Origin of the sequence: Rhizobium sp. CECT 9324 (genome assembly GCF_918741265.1) — a bacterium.
In the GTDB taxonomy this organism is placed as follows: domain Bacteria; phylum Pseudomonadota; class Alphaproteobacteria; order Rhizobiales; family Rhizobiaceae; genus Allorhizobium.
The window spans coordinates 324481-339703 of record NZ_CAKKMZ010000001.1 but is presented as its reverse complement, the minus strand read 5'-3'; the positions used below and the strand labels follow the sequence as shown (position 1 = coordinate 339703).

The following is a 15223-nucleotide window of genomic DNA, read 5'->3' as shown; positions in this document are numbered from 1 at the left end:
GCAGAAAAACGATGACGCAAATTTCACCCCATCGTGACTTTGCTGTCGACGATGGAAGGGCTATCTCTGCACCACCATAAAGCAAGGCTATGTCACGAAACATGCGAATGGATACTGCATCGATGAACAGGAACCGCACGTTTGCCAGCATGGCAACGTATTGTGCGGTCTTGTTTTGCCTGGCAATTCCATACGCCGAGGCTGAAGAGGTCATCAAGCCGAAGGGTGTTGTCGAGCTGTTCACCTCGCAGGGCTGCCGCTCCTGTCCTCCCGCAGATCGGGCTTTCGAGCAGCTGGTGCGCCAGGGGGACGTCGTGGCGCTCGCCTATCATGTCGACTACTGGAACTATCTCGGCTGGGCCGACACGCTGGCCTCGTCCGAAAATACCGAGCGGCAATATGGCTATGCCAAATCCTTTGGCCGTAGCGGCGTCTATACGCCTCAGGCGGTGCTCAATGGCCGCGACCATCTGAAGGGCACCGACGCGGCCGAAATCAATCGCCGGATCGACAGCATGAACGGCAAGGGACAGGGCCTGATCGTGCCGATCGACGCGCGCCGCACCGGCGACGAGCTGACGATTTCGATCGGTGCCAGCACCGTCGCCGGCATTGGCAAGGCCGACGTCGTGGTCGTCTACTTCCGTGAAAACCAGACAGTGGAAGTGCTGAAAGGTGAAAATACCGGCCAGAAGCTGAACTACTGGCACAGCGTGACGGATGTACAGACCGTCGGCATGTGGGACGGCAAGCCGCTTGACATCGTGCTGCCGGCAAAGGTCATCGGCTCCGACAAGAGCAATGGCTGTGCCGTGCTGCTGCAGGCCGCAAGCCAGGATGGCCAGCCGTCGCGCATCATCGGCGCTACCGTGATGATCAAAAAGCACAAGATCTGAGAGACTTTGGGATCGGAAAACCTGGTGTGGTCCGGCCCGGAAGCATTGGGGGGCTGGGGGTAAGGGGTCAATGCGCCAGACCGGACCTTTTTGGCGCCAGGCGCCAACCAAGTTGATTGGTTATATTTCATCGCAAATCTGGGCGCTGTTTTGTTCAAAATGCGGCAGATACGAATTTCTCTGTCACTGGTGAAATCCCCGGTGACGGATGTCACCGCACCGGCACCTCGTGACTATTGCCGACAAAAAGGCCGCCAGCGTTTCCGCCGGCGGCCTTTTTCGTTGTCAGGTTGATGTGTGGCGCCGGGTTACCAGGTCTTCGTCAGCTTGAAGGTGATCGTGCGCCCTTCGCCATACCCGCAGGTCAGCGTGCCCTTGCAGCCGGCGACATATTCCTTGTCGAACAGGTTGTTGACGTTCAGCGATGCGCCCCAGCTGTCTTTCTGGTAACGCAGGGCGAGGTCGGCCAGCACGACATCCGGCACCTTCGACGTGTTCGGCATGTCAGCCCAGGACTCGCCCTGGTAACGCAGACCACCACCGATGCTCACCCCTTCGAAGACACCAGTCGGCACCGTGTAGTCCACCCAGGCGGATGCCAGCACTTCGGGCGTCAGGTAGGGCGTGCTGCCGAGCAGCGAGCCGTTCTGGTCTGCGGTGACTTCGAGCGACTGATAGGTGAAGGAGGCCAGAAACTTCCAGTCGTCGTTGAGATCGACCTTACCCTCGATCTCGACACCATCGGAGGTGACTTCGCCGACCTGGGTCGAGATGCCGAGGTTTGTGTCCGTCCAGTTCTGCTTGGTGATATGGAAGACGGAGGCTGTGATCATGCCCGGAAATGCCGTCGGCTCGTATTTGAAGCCGCCCTCAACCTGATAGCCCTCCTCCGGCTCCAGCGCATCGCCCAGCGTCGTACCGATCACCGGATTGAAGAAGGTGCCAGCGCTGGCGTAGGGCGTGAGGCCATTGGCAAACTGATAGGCGAGACCGGCACGACCGGAAAACGCTGCATCGTTGGACTTGTAATCCGCGGTGTAGAGGTGGTCATCGAGTTCGGTATCGATGATGTCATAGCGCCCATTCAGCGTCGCAATCCAGCCATCGCCGAAGCGGATCTGGTCCTGGGCGTAGAAGCCAAGCTGCTGAAGGGTCAGCGTCTGATTGAGATAGACGCTGTTGGTCGGCTGCGTGACACCGTGGACCGGATTGACAGCGGTGACCGGCGTTGCAAATGCGAAGGCCTGGACGCTCTCGAGCTGATAATGCTTGTAGTCGAGACCGACCATCAGCTGATGATCGAGCGCGCCCGTCTCGAATTCGCCGCTCAGGCGATTGTCGACAGCGAAGCTATCCACGGCAGTTTCGTGATCGAAACCATAGCGCTGCAGCTGGGCATCGGCAGTCACCGGCGCCTGGAAGCTGGAATAGGCATTGGCCGGGTCATAGTAGCCGTAGGTATAGGGTGAGTTCTCATCCCGCTTGACATGACCGTAGCGGGCATTCTGCGATACCGTCCAGCCATTGTCGAATTCGTGCTCGAACTCGTAGCCGATCATCTGTTGGCGGATCGTGCTGTAGTCCGTGCCCGGTTCACCGTAGTCAACGGTGGGGTCGATCTTGCCGAAGGATGCATCGACCACGGTGCCGATATACGGCAGGAATCCGTTGGTGCCATATTGCTGGTCGAGATAGGAATAATAGCCGTAGACGTTGAGCTTGGTTGCCTCGTCCGGGCTCCAGGTGATCTGCGGATTGATCACGCCGCGGAATTCATCTCCAGTCTCGGTGTTGCCGCCGTCGATCTTGCCGGTGAGGCGGGTAGAAACGCCCTGCTCCTCGAACACACGGTTGACGTCAAAATTGAAGAAGGCCGTGCCGTGGTTGTTGATGCCGGTTTCGGTATAGGCCAGGTCCTCGTCGAGGGGACGCTTGCTGATCATGTTGGCGATGCCACCCGGATTGGCGCCACCGTAGAGCACAGAGGCCGGCCCCTTGAGCACTTCGACCCGCTCCAGGAAGAACGGATCCATCTGGAATCCACCGAAGCCGTAGCTCCACAGGTTGAGACCATCGAGGAAGACACCGGTCTGTGTCGCGTCGAAACCGCGAATATAGATCCAGTCGGTATCGCCGTCCGCACCGAAGGGCTGCGCCGTTACGCCCGAGGTATAGCGAAGAACCTCGTCGACCTTATTGGTGACCCCGCGGTCCTCGATCTCCTCGCGACCGACGACCGACACGGATTGCGGGATTTCGCTGATCGGCGTTGCGGCCTTGGAACCGGTGCCGGTCTGGCGTGCGGCATAACCCTCGACCGGACCCGTGGCGGTCTGCTTTTTGCCTTCGACGACGATGGTGGAAAGCTGCGTGCTGGTGTCCTGGGCCTGTGCCAGGACCGGTGCCAAGACCGGCGCGCCGACCACAGCCAGGGCAACACCCGCATAGCACGCCCGCGTCAACGACCGGTAATTCCTCACTGAAACCATCTTACTTACACCCCATCTGGCTGGATCTGGCATCCGCCTCAATTCCGTCAAATAAGATGAGTTTCTATATCAGGTATTATTGTGCTGCTTGTCCGATCCTGCTGCGACTGGATCAATTCTGGACAAACTTTGTGGCAGTGCACCCAAGAGCAGCGTGCAAACAGAAGGCGCTCAGGCCGCATAAGCCTTGCGCCAGGCAGACGGCGACAGGCCTGTATGGCGGCGGAAGGTGCGGGCGAAATGCGCTGGATCGGAAAAGCCCGTCTCGGCTGCAACCATGGTCAACGACATGTCGCGCTTTATCAGCAAGGCCTTGACCCGATCCATCCGCGCCCGCAATTGCCATTGATGCGGCGGCACGCCGGTGCTTGCCTTGAAGGCATGGCTGAAATGCGATTGCGACAGGCCGGTGATCGCAGCAAGCTCTTCCAGGCGGATCGCCCGCAGGCAATTGTGCTCCATGAAAGCCGTGACCTTGCGCAATTGCCAGGGCGCCAGCCGCGATCGGCTGCGCAGGGTCGGCGGCGCGATTTTCAGCACGTCGATCAGAAGCGCAAGCGTCAGCCCGTCGCCGTAGAGATGGTGCAGCGGATCGGGCGAGGCGCATTCGGCCGCAATCAGATCGGCAAGCGACAGCAGTCGCTGATCCTGCACCATGAATTTCGGTTCCTCGAGCCGGTCGAGCGGCAGATCCTCGCCGAAACGGCGGGTCAGCCCGTCCACATCGAAATGCAGATCGAGATGCTGGAGAAACTGCATACCCGACATTTCCGTGCGCAGTTCCAGCCCGGCCGGGATGAAGGAGACCGAGCGGCGATAGCAGGCGTCCACGAGCGGTCCGCCGATTTCCGCCATGACAAAATTGCCCTCGGGCCGTCGCCGCGCCGCGAGCACCGCAAACAATCTTGGATGCGGCCCCATGTAGTAGCCACCGGCATCGACCGCGCAATCGACATCCCAGAGATCGACGACCATGCCATCCCAATAGCGGCGGTGGAAATTGCGCAGGACCGAAAATCCTTCGGTCCGGGTCTGCATCTGGGGGAGGAAACTCATCTGGCCAAACCATCTGCGCCCGAACAGGCGAGCGCATGTGAAAAACAATACTTGAAGACGTTTATCATATTTAGTAGTTCGAGCTCAACACCTGTCACGTCTCGAGGGAGAGCGGTCAATGAGCCGGCAAGCAGCAGACCAACCGGCCGCATTTTCAGCCCATGACATTGGCCTGACCATTGATGCGCGGCAGATCCTGAAACAGGTGTCGCTCGATTTCGGCAGTGGCGAAATCACCAGCCTGGTCGGCCACAACGGCTCCGGCAAGTCCTCGCTTCTCAAGATCCTTGCACGGCAGAACAAGGCGACTGCCGGAAGCTTGCTGTGCGCCGGACAGGAACTCGACGGCTTTTCCTCGCGGGATTTTGCCCGGAAGGTCGGTTATCTGCAGCAGGATCTCGGCGCCGGCAGCGGCATGACCGTGCGCGAACTCGTCGCCTGCGGCCGCTATCCCTGGCATGGCGCGCTCGGCCGCTTCAGCGACATCGACAGGCGCAAGGTTGAGGACGCTCTGGCCCTGACCCATATCGAGCCGCTGGCGGATCGTCCTATCGAGACGCTGTCGGGTGGAGAACGCCAGCGTGCCTGGATCGCGATGCTGATGGCGCAGGATACCGAATGCCTGCTGCTGGATGAGCCGACCTCGGCACTGGATATCGCCCACCAGATCGAGGTTCTGTCGCTCGTACGCCGGCTATCGGCCGATCGCGGCCTGAGCGTGGTGATCGTCTTGCATGACATCAACATGGCGGCGCGCTTCTCCGACCGCATTCATGCCCTGAAGAACGGCGAAGTGGTGGCCAGCGGCACGCCGGCCGACATCCTGCAAGCCGATACCTTGCGCCAGATCTATGGCATCGACATGGACGTGACCCCGCATCCGTCCCTCAATGTGCCGATCGCCTATGTCCGCTGATCCGATGCGCCTGAACACCGCCCTGCCCTTCGGTCGCCGTCAATTGCTCGCCGGCCTTGCCACCAGCCTGCTGGCACCGCACCTTGCCATCGGTGCCCGGGCTCCGCAACGGCTCATCAGCCTCGACTACGGCCTTGCCTCGACAGCCATGGCGCTCGGCGTGGTGCCCAAGGCCATCGCCGCCGGTGCCGACTGGGACAGATGGGTCATCGAGCCGCCCCTGCCGCCGGAGGTCGCCGATCTCGGCTCTCCCTGGGAGGTCAATTTCGAGATTATCTCGGCGCTGAAGCCGGACCTGATCCTGAACACACCCTATGGCGGCGCCCTGACGCCGAGGCTCGAGGAAATAGCGCCGGTCCTGCAGCTCGAAGTCTATACGGCCGACGGCGGCGATATTCTGCCGAAGGCGGTCGCTGCAACCCGCAAGCTCGGCGAGGCGCTGGGCCGCGGCGCCGAGGCAGAGCAGTTCATCCTTGAGGCCGACGCGTTTTTCGATGCCTGCCGTGAGCGGATCGCCAAGGTCGGGTCTCGGCCATTGGCAATGGTCTATTTCATGGACCCGCGCCATGTTCGCATCTACACGTCGCCCGGCCTCTACGCCAATGTGCTAACCCGCATCGGATTGACCAATGCCTGGAGCAAACCGGGAAATTTCTGGGGTTTCGAAACGATCCCGATCGAAAACCTGGCCGAGATCACCGATCCCGAGGCGCGCCTGGTTGCCTTCGATCCCCTGCTACCCGATGTCCTGCCGATCCTGGAGCGAAGCCCGCTGTGGCAGGCCTTGCCCTTCGCCCGGCCGGGGCACCTGACCGTGCTGCCCGGTTCACTGATGTTTGGCATGCTCAGTGACGCCATGCGATTTGCCCGGATCATGACGGACTATGCGGAGGCCAGCGCATGATCAGCCGCGCGACCATTTTACCTTCCCTGATCACGTTACTTCTGATCGGGATGGGCATGAGTCTTTCATGGCTGCAGATTGCGCCCACTCTGGATCTGGCCACGACCGCGCCCGACTATGCCATTCGCTGGATGGTTCTGATCAATTCCACCTTGCCACGCCTGGCGACGGCATTGCTGTGCGGCGCAGCACTCTCGCTATCGGGAGCGCTGTTCCAGCAGGTCCTGCGCAATCCGCTCGCCTCGCCGACCACGCTCGGCATATCGGCCGGAGCCAATCTGGCGCTGGTTCTGACCATGCTGTTTTTCCCGGCGCTGCTGGGTGTCGGGCGCGATCTGGCCGCTCTTGTCGGCAGCGGAGCGGCAGCCGGACTTGTCTTCCTCCTGGGCTCACGGCGGGGATTTTCACCTTTCTCGCTGGTCATGGCAGGCCTCGTCATCAGTCTCTGGTGCGGCGGCCTTGCCGCGATCCTGACGCTGCTCAATGAGCGCTACCTGGTCAGCCTCTATATCTGGGGCGCCGGGTCTCTCTCGCAGCAGAGCTGGGACACGCCGGTCTCGCTGGCGTTGAAGCTGACCGTCATCGGCATCCTGTCAGCGCTGATCATCCGGCCCCTCGCGCTGATCGAACTCGGCGAGGCCGGTGCAGCCTCCGTTGGCCTGAGACCTTCTCGCCTGCGCTTCATCGCCGTGACACTGGCGGTCATGCTGGCAGCCTTTGTCACCAGTGCCGTCGGCGTCATCGGCTTTATCGGCCTGGTGGCCCCGACACTGGCAAGGCTCGCCGGCGCCAGACGTCCGGCCAGTCTGCTCGGCTGGTCGACAGCGATCGGCGCGAGCCTGCTGTTTTTCGCCGACAGCGCCCTGATGAACCTCGCCGGCGCCTGGTCCGACATGCTGCCGACGGGGGCGGTCACCGCTGTCTTCGGTTCGCCTCTGCTGCTTGCCATGTTGCCACGCCTGAAGATCCGCAACCGGATCATCGAGCAGCCGCGCTTATCGGGTTCGGGCCTGCTGTCGGCGCGATGGGGGCTTTGGATCGCCGGCCTTGGCTGCCTGGCAATCCTGATCGGCGCCATGTTCATCGGCCGCGCCACCAATGGCGATTGGGCGGTTGTCTCCCCGGATCTCTGGCAGAGCATTCTGCCGCTGCGCTGGCCCCGCCTGGTCGCGGCCTTTGCCTCAGGGGCCATGCTGGCTGCCGCCGGCACCATCCTGCAGCGCCTCACCGGCAACGAGATGGCCAGTCCCGAAGTGCTCGGCATCAGCGCCGGCGCAACGCTCGGCATCACCATCGCCGTGTTCTTTGTTGCTGTTCCGAGCCTCACCGGTCAGCTCGGGTATGCCGCGATCGGCGCGCTGTCGGTTCTGGCCCTGATCTTCCTGCTCGCCGCGCGCTCGGGTCTGGCGCCGGAACGGGTGCTGCTGGCCGGCATTGCCCTGTCGGCGATGGCAGATGCCGTCGTCGGCATACTGGGTGCGACCGGCGATCCACGCACGGTCTTCCTGATGCGCTGGATGAGCGGCTCGACCTACAACGTCAACCAGCAGATCGCGTTCACGGTTCTATGCCTCGCCGTCTTGCTGGTCGCCGCGAGCCTGCTGCTCAGGCGCTGGCTCGACCTGCTGCCACTGGGACAGCGCCCGGCAGGCTCCCTCGGCGTGCCCACAAGCGCCGCAAGACTGGCGCTGCTGCTGCTGGCAGGCCTTCTCAGCGCCGCGGCCACGCTCAGCGTCGGCCCGCTCACCTTCGTTGGCCTGATGGCGCCGCATCTGGCGCGCGAATTCGGCGCACGGCGCGCCACGAGTCAGCTTGTGATAGGTACGATCACCGGCGGTGGCTTGATGGTCTTGGCGGATTGGATCGGCCGGACGCTGCTCTTTCCGTATGAGGTTCCAGCCGGCCTGGTGTCTGCCCTGATCGGAGCACCGTTCCTGATCATCCTGATGCGGCGCAAAGCTTAAGGGTTCCGGCATCACAATGCCCGGACGCTGGAGCGATATGGTGCTGTGTCAGGAAAGCTACAGCCCGCAGCGGCCCTCGGCCACCGGGCAGACATTGCCGCAGCCGCCAACACCGGGAACGGCATAACGCAGGCAGCAGATGCGGCGCTGGCTGATGACCGAGCCATCCGGGCCGGGTTCAAAACGAAGCGTGCGATAAAGCGGGTTGCGCCAGCCATCCGGCCATGCTGCGTCTTCGATAAGGGGTAGGGCCTCGATCTCCAGCGCCTTGCTGCCCAGCCGACCAATTTCCCGGATCATCCAGTCGAGATAGCCGGCAGCATTGGTCCACAGCACTTTCTTGCCAAGCCCGGAATGCGCGGCCACAGCGCTGATCCAGGGCTCGAGGTGGTTGCGAATGACCGGGCGCAACGCGTCGTGAATGCGGATCCCGTTGCCACTGCGACCGGAAACGGTGCCGCTGTCTGCCAGCAGGAAACCCTTCGGTGCGCCTGTCGCCGGATCGATCAGCACCGTCAGTTCATCCAGAGCCAATGGCAAGGTTCGACGCAACTCCAGCCATGCGATTGCAGCGCCCATGCCGAGTGCACTCAGGTAATAGAGCGACCACAAGGAGACCAGCGCCCGGCGGTCCGTACCTTCGGGAAACTGGGCAGCGTAGCGATCGATGACGGCATTGAACCGACCTGCATCGAGCAGATCGGCGCAAGCGATGCCTTGAGTATTGTCCGGCTGGACGAAATGGAAGTAGCCCGCGGCATAGGCATAGCGCTCACCGACCACCGCGCAGAGAAGACCGCCAAAATCCTTCGGCTCTGGCGCTGCAAGTTCGCCCTTGCCCGCAAGAGGTCCCTGAACGCCGATCACAGTAGGCGTGCCGTTGCGGAGATCATCTGCCGTTGATGGCAATGGCGGCCGGACATCTGTCGGCTCACCGCTCCTGGACAAGGCATGGCAGCAATATCTCCAGTCATTCGGCCGGCCCAATGGGACCGACTTGCGTCAAATCATTGGCGCAAGGTAAATACCGAACAAAAGAGTCAACTTTAAATCTGCAGACGGCGATGACTTTTATCCGACGGCGATCTCGGCGATCAGTCCGACAGGGCGTCGTAGGCCGCCACGGACTTGATCGCGCGCTCGGAAATCAGAGCCGCTGAATCGCCAGGCTTGTACAGGCTTGTTCCGAGACCGAAGGCACGCACGCCGACCTTCCAGTATTCGGCAAAATTGCTGTCAGACACGCCACCAACGGCACCGATCGGCAGGTTCGGCGGCAGGATCGCCTTGATACCGGCGATGCCTGACGGACCAAGCGCGCTGGCCGGGAAGAATTTCAGCGCTGCCGCACCGGATTTCGCCGCCAGCAGGGCTTCGGTGGCGGTGAAGACGCCAGGCATGGTCACCATGCCGTACTGTACGGCGCGACGGATGACATCAGGCTCGACATTCGGCGTCACCAGCAGATTGCCGCCGACATCCTTCAGCCGATCGACCTGCGCGACTTCAAGCACGGTGCCGGCGCCGATCAGGCAGTTTGCCGGCGCAAGCCGGCGCGCCTTTTCGATCGAGGTGAAGGCATCGGGCGAATTCAGCGGAACTTCGATCGCTTCAAATCCGGCGTCGACAAGCGCTTCAACGGCCGCTTCGATGGCATCCGGCGTGATCCCGCGCAGAATGGCAACGAGATTGCGGCGGAGGGCAGGCCAGGCGACGACGGGAGCGGTCATGAAACTATTCCTTGAATTCGTGATCGAAAAGAGAAAGGGCGGAAGCCAGCAGGCCACGGCGCACCAGAAGTCCGCCGTCGAGCATGACAGCCTCGCCGCCGGCCCGGGCAATGGCGCGCGCATAGAGACGCGTCAGCTTGCCGGTACCGATCAGATAGGCCTTGCCGTGGCGCTTGAGGTCATCGGCGATCGCGGCGATCTCCGAACCAATCAGCAGGCCTGAGAGGCGAGCAGCCGGGCCTGTGTTGCCACCTGCCGACAGAAGACCTTCGGCGCGGATGGAAAACAGCCGCGAGGTCAGGGCAAAACCGGGCAGGAGTGCCTGGTCGACAGCCTGGTCGAAGATATCGAGATTGGCTTCGGCATCGCCGTCTTCCGGAACCGAAAGCCGCAGGATCGATTGCCGGCTGATGAGATTGTAGAGTTCGCCCGTCATCACGGTGGTGAAGCGGCTGATCTGGCCATCTTCCACCAGGGCCCATTTGGAATGGGTGCCGGGCAGGCAGATCAGTGCATTGTCGAGACCCTGTTCCAGCGCACCGGCCAGCTGGGTTTCTTCGCCGCGCATCACATCGAAGGCGCCATCCTTGCGCTGGCAGACGCCGGGCAGGATATAGACCGGACGGCTGGCGCCGTCCGGAATGATGGCATGCTGGAACAGGCCGACGAGCGGGGCCGGCGTTTCGACATACGGTGCCTCACGCCATCCGGTGCGCGCACCGGCCATGCCGGCAACGACCACGGGCAGGTCGGGTGACGCGCCGAAGGCCGATAGATGGCTTTCGAGCACGGCCGGGTAGGCGGAGCGCTCCAGGCTCCCCATGCCTTCGGCCGATTGCCGTTCGGCCAGAACCTCGCCCTGGCTGTCGACCAGCCAGATGCGGAAGTTGCTTGTGCCCCAATCGACCAGTGCTGCGAATGCTCTACCAGCCATGGCGCGGTCTCAGCGCAGATCTTCAGGCAGCAGGGCTGCCGGAATGTTCTGGTAGCTCACCGGACGCAGGAAGCGGCGGATCGCCATGGTCCCGACCGAGGTTGCACCGAAATTAGTGGTAGCCGGGTAAGGACCGCCGTGAACCATGGCGTCGCAGACTTCGACGCCGGTCGGGAAGCCGTTGGCCAGAACGCGGCCCGACTTGCGCTCGAGGATCGGCAGCAGCGCCTGTGCGGTCGGCGTGTCGGCATCGTCCATGTGCAGCGTCGTGGTCAACTGGCCGACAAAGCTCTCGGCAATCTTGACCATCTCGGCCTTGTCCTTGACGGTGACGAGAATGCCGAGCGGACCGAAGACCTCTTCACCGAGCACATGATTGCCGAGCCAGTTCTCACCGGTGGTGGCAAACAGATACGGCTTTGCATTGCGTAGGTCGCAGGTCGAGGTCAGCACGGCCTGCACACCTTCGGTGCCGGCAATACGGTCCGCACCGGCGCGATAGGCATTGGCAATGCCATCGGTCAGCATGGTCTGCGCATTGGTGGCAGCCAGGGCGGTCTTGGCGGTTTCGAGGAAGGCGTCGGCCTCGGCGCTTTCTTCGATGATCGCAATGCCCGGATTGGTGCAGAACTGGCCAGCACCCATGGTGAGCGAACCGGCCCAGCCCTTGGCCAGTGCTTCGCCGCGTGCAGCAACGGCTGCCGGCAGCAGGAACATCGGATTGACCGAACCGAGTTCACCGAAGAACGGGATCGGTTCGGCGCGACGGACGCAGAGATCGAACAGCGCGCGACCGCCGCCGAGCGAGCCAGTGAAGCCGACGGCGCGGGTCAAAGGATGCAGGCAGATCGCCTCGCCGGTTTCGCGGTTGCCACCCTGGACGAGCGAGAACACGCCCGGATGAACGCCGCAACGCTTGATCGCCGCATCGATGGCCTGGCCGACGATTTCCGCCGTGCCGGGATGCGCTTCATGACCCTTGACGACAACCGGGCAACCGGCAGCCAGCGCCGATGCGGTATCGCCGCCGGCCGTCGAAAACGCCAGCGGGAAGTTGGACGCGCCGAATACGCCGACCGGACCGATCGGGCGCTGCATCAGGCGGATGTCGGGACGCGGCAGCGGCTGGCGATCCGGAAGTGCAGCATCAAAGCGGCGGTCGAGATAGTCACCCTTGCGGATATGCTCGGCAAACAGCTTCAACTGGCCGGTGGTGCGGCCGCGCTCGCCGATCAGGCGGGCTTCCGGCAGGCCGGTTTCCTGGCTGCCGATCTGTGTGATCGCATCGCCACGCGCATCGATTTCCTCGGCAATCGCCTCAAGGAACTTGGCGCGGTCTTCGCGGGAAGAATAACCGTAAGTGACGAATGCCTCTTCGGCCGCCTTCATGGCGCGATCAACCAGCGCGGCAGATCCGAGCGAATAGGTGCGGCTCTCGCCGGAGGCGGGATTGGAGGCAAAGGTTCCAGAGCCTTCAACCCATTCGCCGGCAATCAGGTGTTTTCCGGTCAGGTTCAGCGTCATTGGGTAATCCTTTCAATAGAAGTCGAAATTATTCGACGAAGGGCTCGACGATACGGCGTTCGCCTGTGAGGAAGGCGTCTGCGACGAGCCGGAGAGGTTGGAAATCCGCGTCGCTTTGGCGGGTGCGGATGAGGTCGGCAAATCGGTCATAGATGCGGGCGTATTCGCGGTCCGGAGCTTCGATCGCCTGCTTGCCGTCTATATAGAGTTCGGCGCCGCCTTTTGCGAGGCGCAAGGTGCCCTGATCCGTCTCGACGACGATATCCCAGGTCTGCGGGCCTTCCTGGCGCCAGTCGAATTCCGCGGTGATCGGAGCGCCGGCGGCACTTTTCATTACCAAGCTGGCGGCGATCGGCTGCTGGCGATTTTCGGGGAAGTGCAGCAAGGCTTTTTCCACAATGGTCTGGCCGGGGATGATCGCGGTCAGGATCGACAGGGCATTGATGCCCGGATCGAACACGCCGAAACCACCGGCTTCCCAGATCCACGCCTGGCCCGGATGCCAGCGGCGCACGTCTTCCTTCCAGGTGATCTCGATCTTGCTGATCGTTTTGCCCAGCAGCCATTCGCGGGCCGGTTCGACGCCATTGGCAAAACGCGAATGCCAGGTGGCAAACAGGGTGACGCCGGCAGCATGGGCCAGTTCGGCCAGCGCCTGCGCTTCACCGATCGTTGCCGCCGGCGGCTTTTCCAGCAGCACATCCAGACCTTCAGCGATGGCCTTCTTGGCCATGTCGAAGCGCACTTCCGGCGGGGTGCAGAGCGAGATTGCACGAACGTCGCCACGGGCCTCGAGAAACTTCTCGTAGCTCTCGAAATTTTCGGCGCTGTCGATCTTGCCGTTGCGGCTGATGGCCGCCTTGATGGTGAAATCACCGCCGTTTTCAACCGAGGGAATGTGCTGGTCGCGGGCGATCTTGCCAACGCCGGCCAGTGCCAGCGCTATCTTCTGAGAAGAGGTCATAGCCTGCTCATCCTGTAATGTTCAATGGAATGAAGCGCGCCGGTGAGGCGCGCTTCCAGGGTCAGATCAAGAGATCAATGCGAATCCTTGCCGACGGCAGAACCGCGACAACCCTTGAGGAAGTCGAAGTCGGCGCCGGTATCAGCACCTTCGACATGGTCGTGGAACATGCGGGCATAACCGCTGGCCGGCGGCTCGACCGACGGACGCCAGTCGGCCAGGCGGCGCTGCATTTCCTCTTCCGAAATGTCGAGGTGAACGCGACGTGCTTCGACATCGATCTCGATGAAGTCGCCGTTGCGAACGATCGCCAGCGGACCGCCGCGGGCAGCTTCCGGCGATGTGTGCAGGAGAACCGTGCCATAGGCCGTGCCGGACATGCGCGCATCCGAGATGCGCACCATGTCGGTGATGCCCTTGCGCAGGACCTTCGGCGGCAGGCCCATGTTGCCGACTTCGGCCATGCCCGGATAACCGCGCGGACCACAGTTCTTCAGAACCATGACGCAGGTTTCGTCGATATCGAGCGCCTCGTCGTTGATCTTCGCCTTGTAGTCGTCGATGTCTTCGAACACCACGGCACGACCGCGATGCTTCAACAGATGCTCGGAGGCTGCCGACGGCTTCAAAACGCAGCCCTTCGGCGCGAGATTGCCGCGCAGAACCGCGATGCCGCCCTGCTGAGTGAGAGCGTTTTCAACCGGCAGAATGACATCCTCATTCCAGTTGCGAACGTCCTTGACCTCGTCCCAGATCGTCGTGCCGGAAACCGTCAGCGCATCCTTGTGCAACTTGCCCGCTTCGCCGAGACGCTTGAGCACAACCGGCAGGCCACCGGCGTAGAAGAACTCTTCCATCAGGTACTTGCCCGACGGCATCAGGTTGACGATCGTCGGAATGTCGCGACCACAGCGATCCCAGTCGTCAAGCGTCAGGTCGATGCCGACCCGACCGGCCATGGCAAGAAGATGCACGACGGCATTGGTCGAGCCGCCGATCGCGCCATTGGTGCGAATGGCGTTTTCGAAGGCTTCCTTGGTCAGGATGTCGGAGGGCTTGAGGTCATCCTTGACCATCTGCACGATGCGACGGCCGGACAGTTGCGCCATGACGCGGCGACGGCTGTCGACAGCCGGGATCGCGGCATTGCCGGACAGAGCCATGCCGAGCGATTCGATCATCGAAGCCATGGTCGATGCGGTGCCCATGGTGTTGCAGGTACCCGTCGAGCGCGACATCGAGGCTTCGGCTTCGAGGAACTCCTCCTGGGTCATCTCGCCCGCCTTGACGGCTTCGGAGAACTTCCACAGATGCGTGCCGGAACCGACGCGCTCGCCGCGGAAATAGCCGTTCAGCATCGGGCCGCCGGTGACCATGATGGTCGGAATGTCGGTCGATGCGGCGCCCATCAAAAGCGATGGCGTGGTCTTGTCACAGCCGACGAGCAGCACGGCGCCGTCGATCGGCTGGCCACGCATGGCTTCCTCGACGGCGAGTGCCGCAAGGTTGCGGTACATCATTGCCGTCGGGCGGAAGGTGTTTTCCGAGGCCGAGAAGACCGGAACTTCGACCGGGAAACCGCCCGCTTCCCAAATGCCTGCCTTCACCTTCTCCGCGAGTTCGCGCAGATGGCCGTTGCACGGCGTGAGGTCGGACCAGGTGTTCATGATGCCGATCACCGGACGACCGTCGAACAGGTCGTGCGGGTAGCCCTGGTTCTTCATCCAGCCACGGTGATAAATGGTATCGCGGGACGTGCCGCCATACCAATGCTGTGACCTGAGTTGGCGCGGCCATGCCGCTGGCTTGAAATTGCTCATGACGTTTCTCTGTCTCTATCTGGGAG

12 protein-coding genes are annotated in these 15223 nt (G+C 62.3%); 4 read left to right on the top strand and 8 right to left on the bottom strand.

Annotated features, from left to right (window positions below):
• Positions 1 to 149: 149 nt before the first annotated feature.
• Positions 150 to 896, top strand: a complete 747-nt coding sequence (locus tag LQ231_RS01545; protein WP_230173208.1) for a thioredoxin family protein — start codon at positions 150 to 152, stop codon at positions 894 to 896.
• A 308-nt stretch (positions 897 to 1204) separates the two neighbouring features.
• On the opposite strand, the gene LQ231_RS01540 is transcribed toward LQ231_RS01545, so the two are convergent.
• Both LQ231_RS01540 and LQ231_RS01535 read right to left on the bottom strand, forming a co-directional pair.
• A complete protein-coding gene (locus LQ231_RS01540) occupies positions 1205 to 3385 on the bottom strand; it encodes a TonB-dependent siderophore receptor (RefSeq protein ID WP_230170018.1) in 2181 nt (726 codons plus the stop codon).
• A 171-nt stretch (positions 3386 to 3556) separates the two neighbouring features.
• Positions 3557 to 4441 carry an AraC family transcriptional regulator gene (locus LQ231_RS01535; protein WP_230170017.1) on the bottom strand — a complete coding sequence of 295 codons (885 nt, stop codon included), beginning with the start codon at positions 4439 to 4441 and terminating at the stop codon, positions 3557 to 3559.
• 118 nt (positions 4442 to 4559) lie between these two features.
• Between LQ231_RS01535 and LQ231_RS01530 the strand changes: the two genes are divergently transcribed.
• The 3 genes from LQ231_RS01530 to fhuB are packed head-to-tail and all read left to right on the top strand — an operon-like array spanning position 4560 to position 8225.
• Positions 4560 to 5357, top strand: coding sequence for an ATP-binding cassette domain-containing protein (locus LQ231_RS01530; RefSeq protein WP_230170016.1), 798 nt, complete (start codon positions 4560 to 4562; stop codon positions 5355 to 5357).
• Positions 5347 to 6261 carry an iron-siderophore ABC transporter substrate-binding protein gene (locus LQ231_RS01525; RefSeq protein ID WP_230170015.1) on the top strand — a complete coding sequence of 305 codons (915 nt, stop codon included), beginning with the start codon at positions 5347 to 5349 and terminating at the stop codon, positions 6259 to 6261. Before LQ231_RS01530 ends, LQ231_RS01525 begins: the two co-directional genes overlap by 11 nt.
• On the top strand, positions 6258 to 8225 hold the full coding sequence (gene fhuB, locus LQ231_RS01520) for a Fe(3+)-hydroxamate ABC transporter permease FhuB (RefSeq protein ID WP_230170014.1): 1968 nt from the start codon (positions 6258 to 6260) through the stop codon (positions 8223 to 8225). The genes LQ231_RS01525 and fhuB overlap by 4 nt, the downstream gene beginning before the upstream one ends.
• Positions 8226 to 8282: 57 nt before the next feature.
• Here the strand turns inward: fhuB and fhuF are convergent, their stop codons facing one another.
• The 6 genes from fhuF to araD all read right to left on the bottom strand — a co-directional run bounded on the left by fhuF (position 8283) and on the right by araD (position 15197).
• The gene (fhuF, locus tag LQ231_RS01515) at positions 8283 to 9092 is read right to left on the bottom strand and encodes a siderophore-iron reductase FhuF (RefSeq protein ID WP_230170013.1); all 810 of its coding nucleotides are present in this window, start codon (positions 9090 to 9092) and stop codon (positions 8283 to 8285) included.
• 227 nt (positions 9093 to 9319) lie between these two features.
• Positions 9320 to 9955 carry a 2-dehydro-3-deoxy-6-phosphogalactonate aldolase gene (locus LQ231_RS01510; protein ID WP_230170012.1) on the bottom strand — a complete coding sequence of 212 codons (636 nt, stop codon included), beginning with the start codon at positions 9953 to 9955 and terminating at the stop codon, positions 9320 to 9322.
• Between the two features lie 4 nt (positions 9956 to 9959).
• Entirely contained in the window at positions 9960 to 10889 is a 930-nt protein-coding gene (locus LQ231_RS01505) for a 2-dehydro-3-deoxygalactonokinase (protein WP_230170011.1), read from the bottom strand.
• A 9-nt stretch (positions 10890 to 10898) separates the two neighbouring features.
• Complete coding sequence (locus LQ231_RS01500; protein WP_230170010.1) at positions 10899 to 12413, bottom strand: aldehyde dehydrogenase (NADP(+)); 1515 nt, start codon at positions 12411 to 12413, stop codon at positions 10899 to 10901.
• Positions 12414 to 12441: 28 nt separating this feature from the next.
• Positions 12442 to 13377 (bottom strand): Gfo/Idh/MocA family oxidoreductase, encoded by a 936-nt coding sequence (locus LQ231_RS01495; protein ID WP_230170009.1) that lies wholly within the window; start codon positions 13375 to 13377, stop codon positions 12442 to 12444.
• Positions 13378 to 13451: 74 nt separating this feature from the next.
• Positions 13452 to 15197 (bottom strand): L-arabinonate dehydratase, encoded by a 1746-nt coding sequence (gene araD / locus LQ231_RS01490; RefSeq protein ID WP_230170008.1) that lies wholly within the window; start codon positions 15195 to 15197, stop codon positions 13452 to 13454.
• Positions 15198 to 15223: the final 26 nt, after the last annotated feature.

Coding starts and splice junctions, on each gene's coding strand:
- LQ231_RS01545 (WP_230173208.1), top strand. CDS start 150: ATGGCAACGTATTGTGCGGTCTTGTTTTGCCTGGCAATTCCATACGCC.
- LQ231_RS01540 (WP_230170018.1), bottom strand. CDS start 3,385: ATGGTTTCAGTGAGGAATTACCGGTCGTTGACGCGGGCGTGCTATGCG.
- LQ231_RS01535 (WP_230170017.1), bottom strand. CDS start 4,441: ATGAGTTTCCTCCCCCAGATGCAGACCCGGACCGAAGGATTTTCGGTC.
- LQ231_RS01530 (WP_230170016.1), top strand. CDS start 4,560: ATGAGCCGGCAAGCAGCAGACCAACCGGCCGCATTTTCAGCCCATGAC.
- LQ231_RS01525 (WP_230170015.1), top strand. CDS start 5,347: ATGTCCGCTGATCCGATGCGCCTGAACACCGCCCTGCCCTTCGGTCGC.
- fhuB (WP_230170014.1), top strand. CDS start 6,258: ATGATCAGCCGCGCGACCATTTTACCTTCCCTGATCACGTTACTTCTG.
- LQ231_RS01510 (WP_230170012.1), bottom strand. CDS start 9,955: ATGACCGCTCCCGTCGTCGCCTGGCCTGCCCTCCGCCGCAATCTCGTT.
- LQ231_RS01505 (WP_230170011.1), bottom strand. CDS start 10,889: ATGGCTGGTAGAGCATTCGCAGCACTGGTCGATTGGGGCACAAGCAAC.
- LQ231_RS01500 (WP_230170010.1), bottom strand. CDS start 12,413: ATGACGCTGAACCTGACCGGAAAACACCTGATTGCCGGCGAATGGGTT.
- LQ231_RS01495 (WP_230170009.1), bottom strand. CDS start 13,377: ATGACCTCTTCTCAGAAGATAGCGCTGGCACTGGCCGGCGTTGGCAAG.
- araD (WP_230170008.1), bottom strand. CDS start 15,197: ATGAGCAATTTCAAGCCAGCGGCATGGCCGCGCCAACTCAGGTCACAG.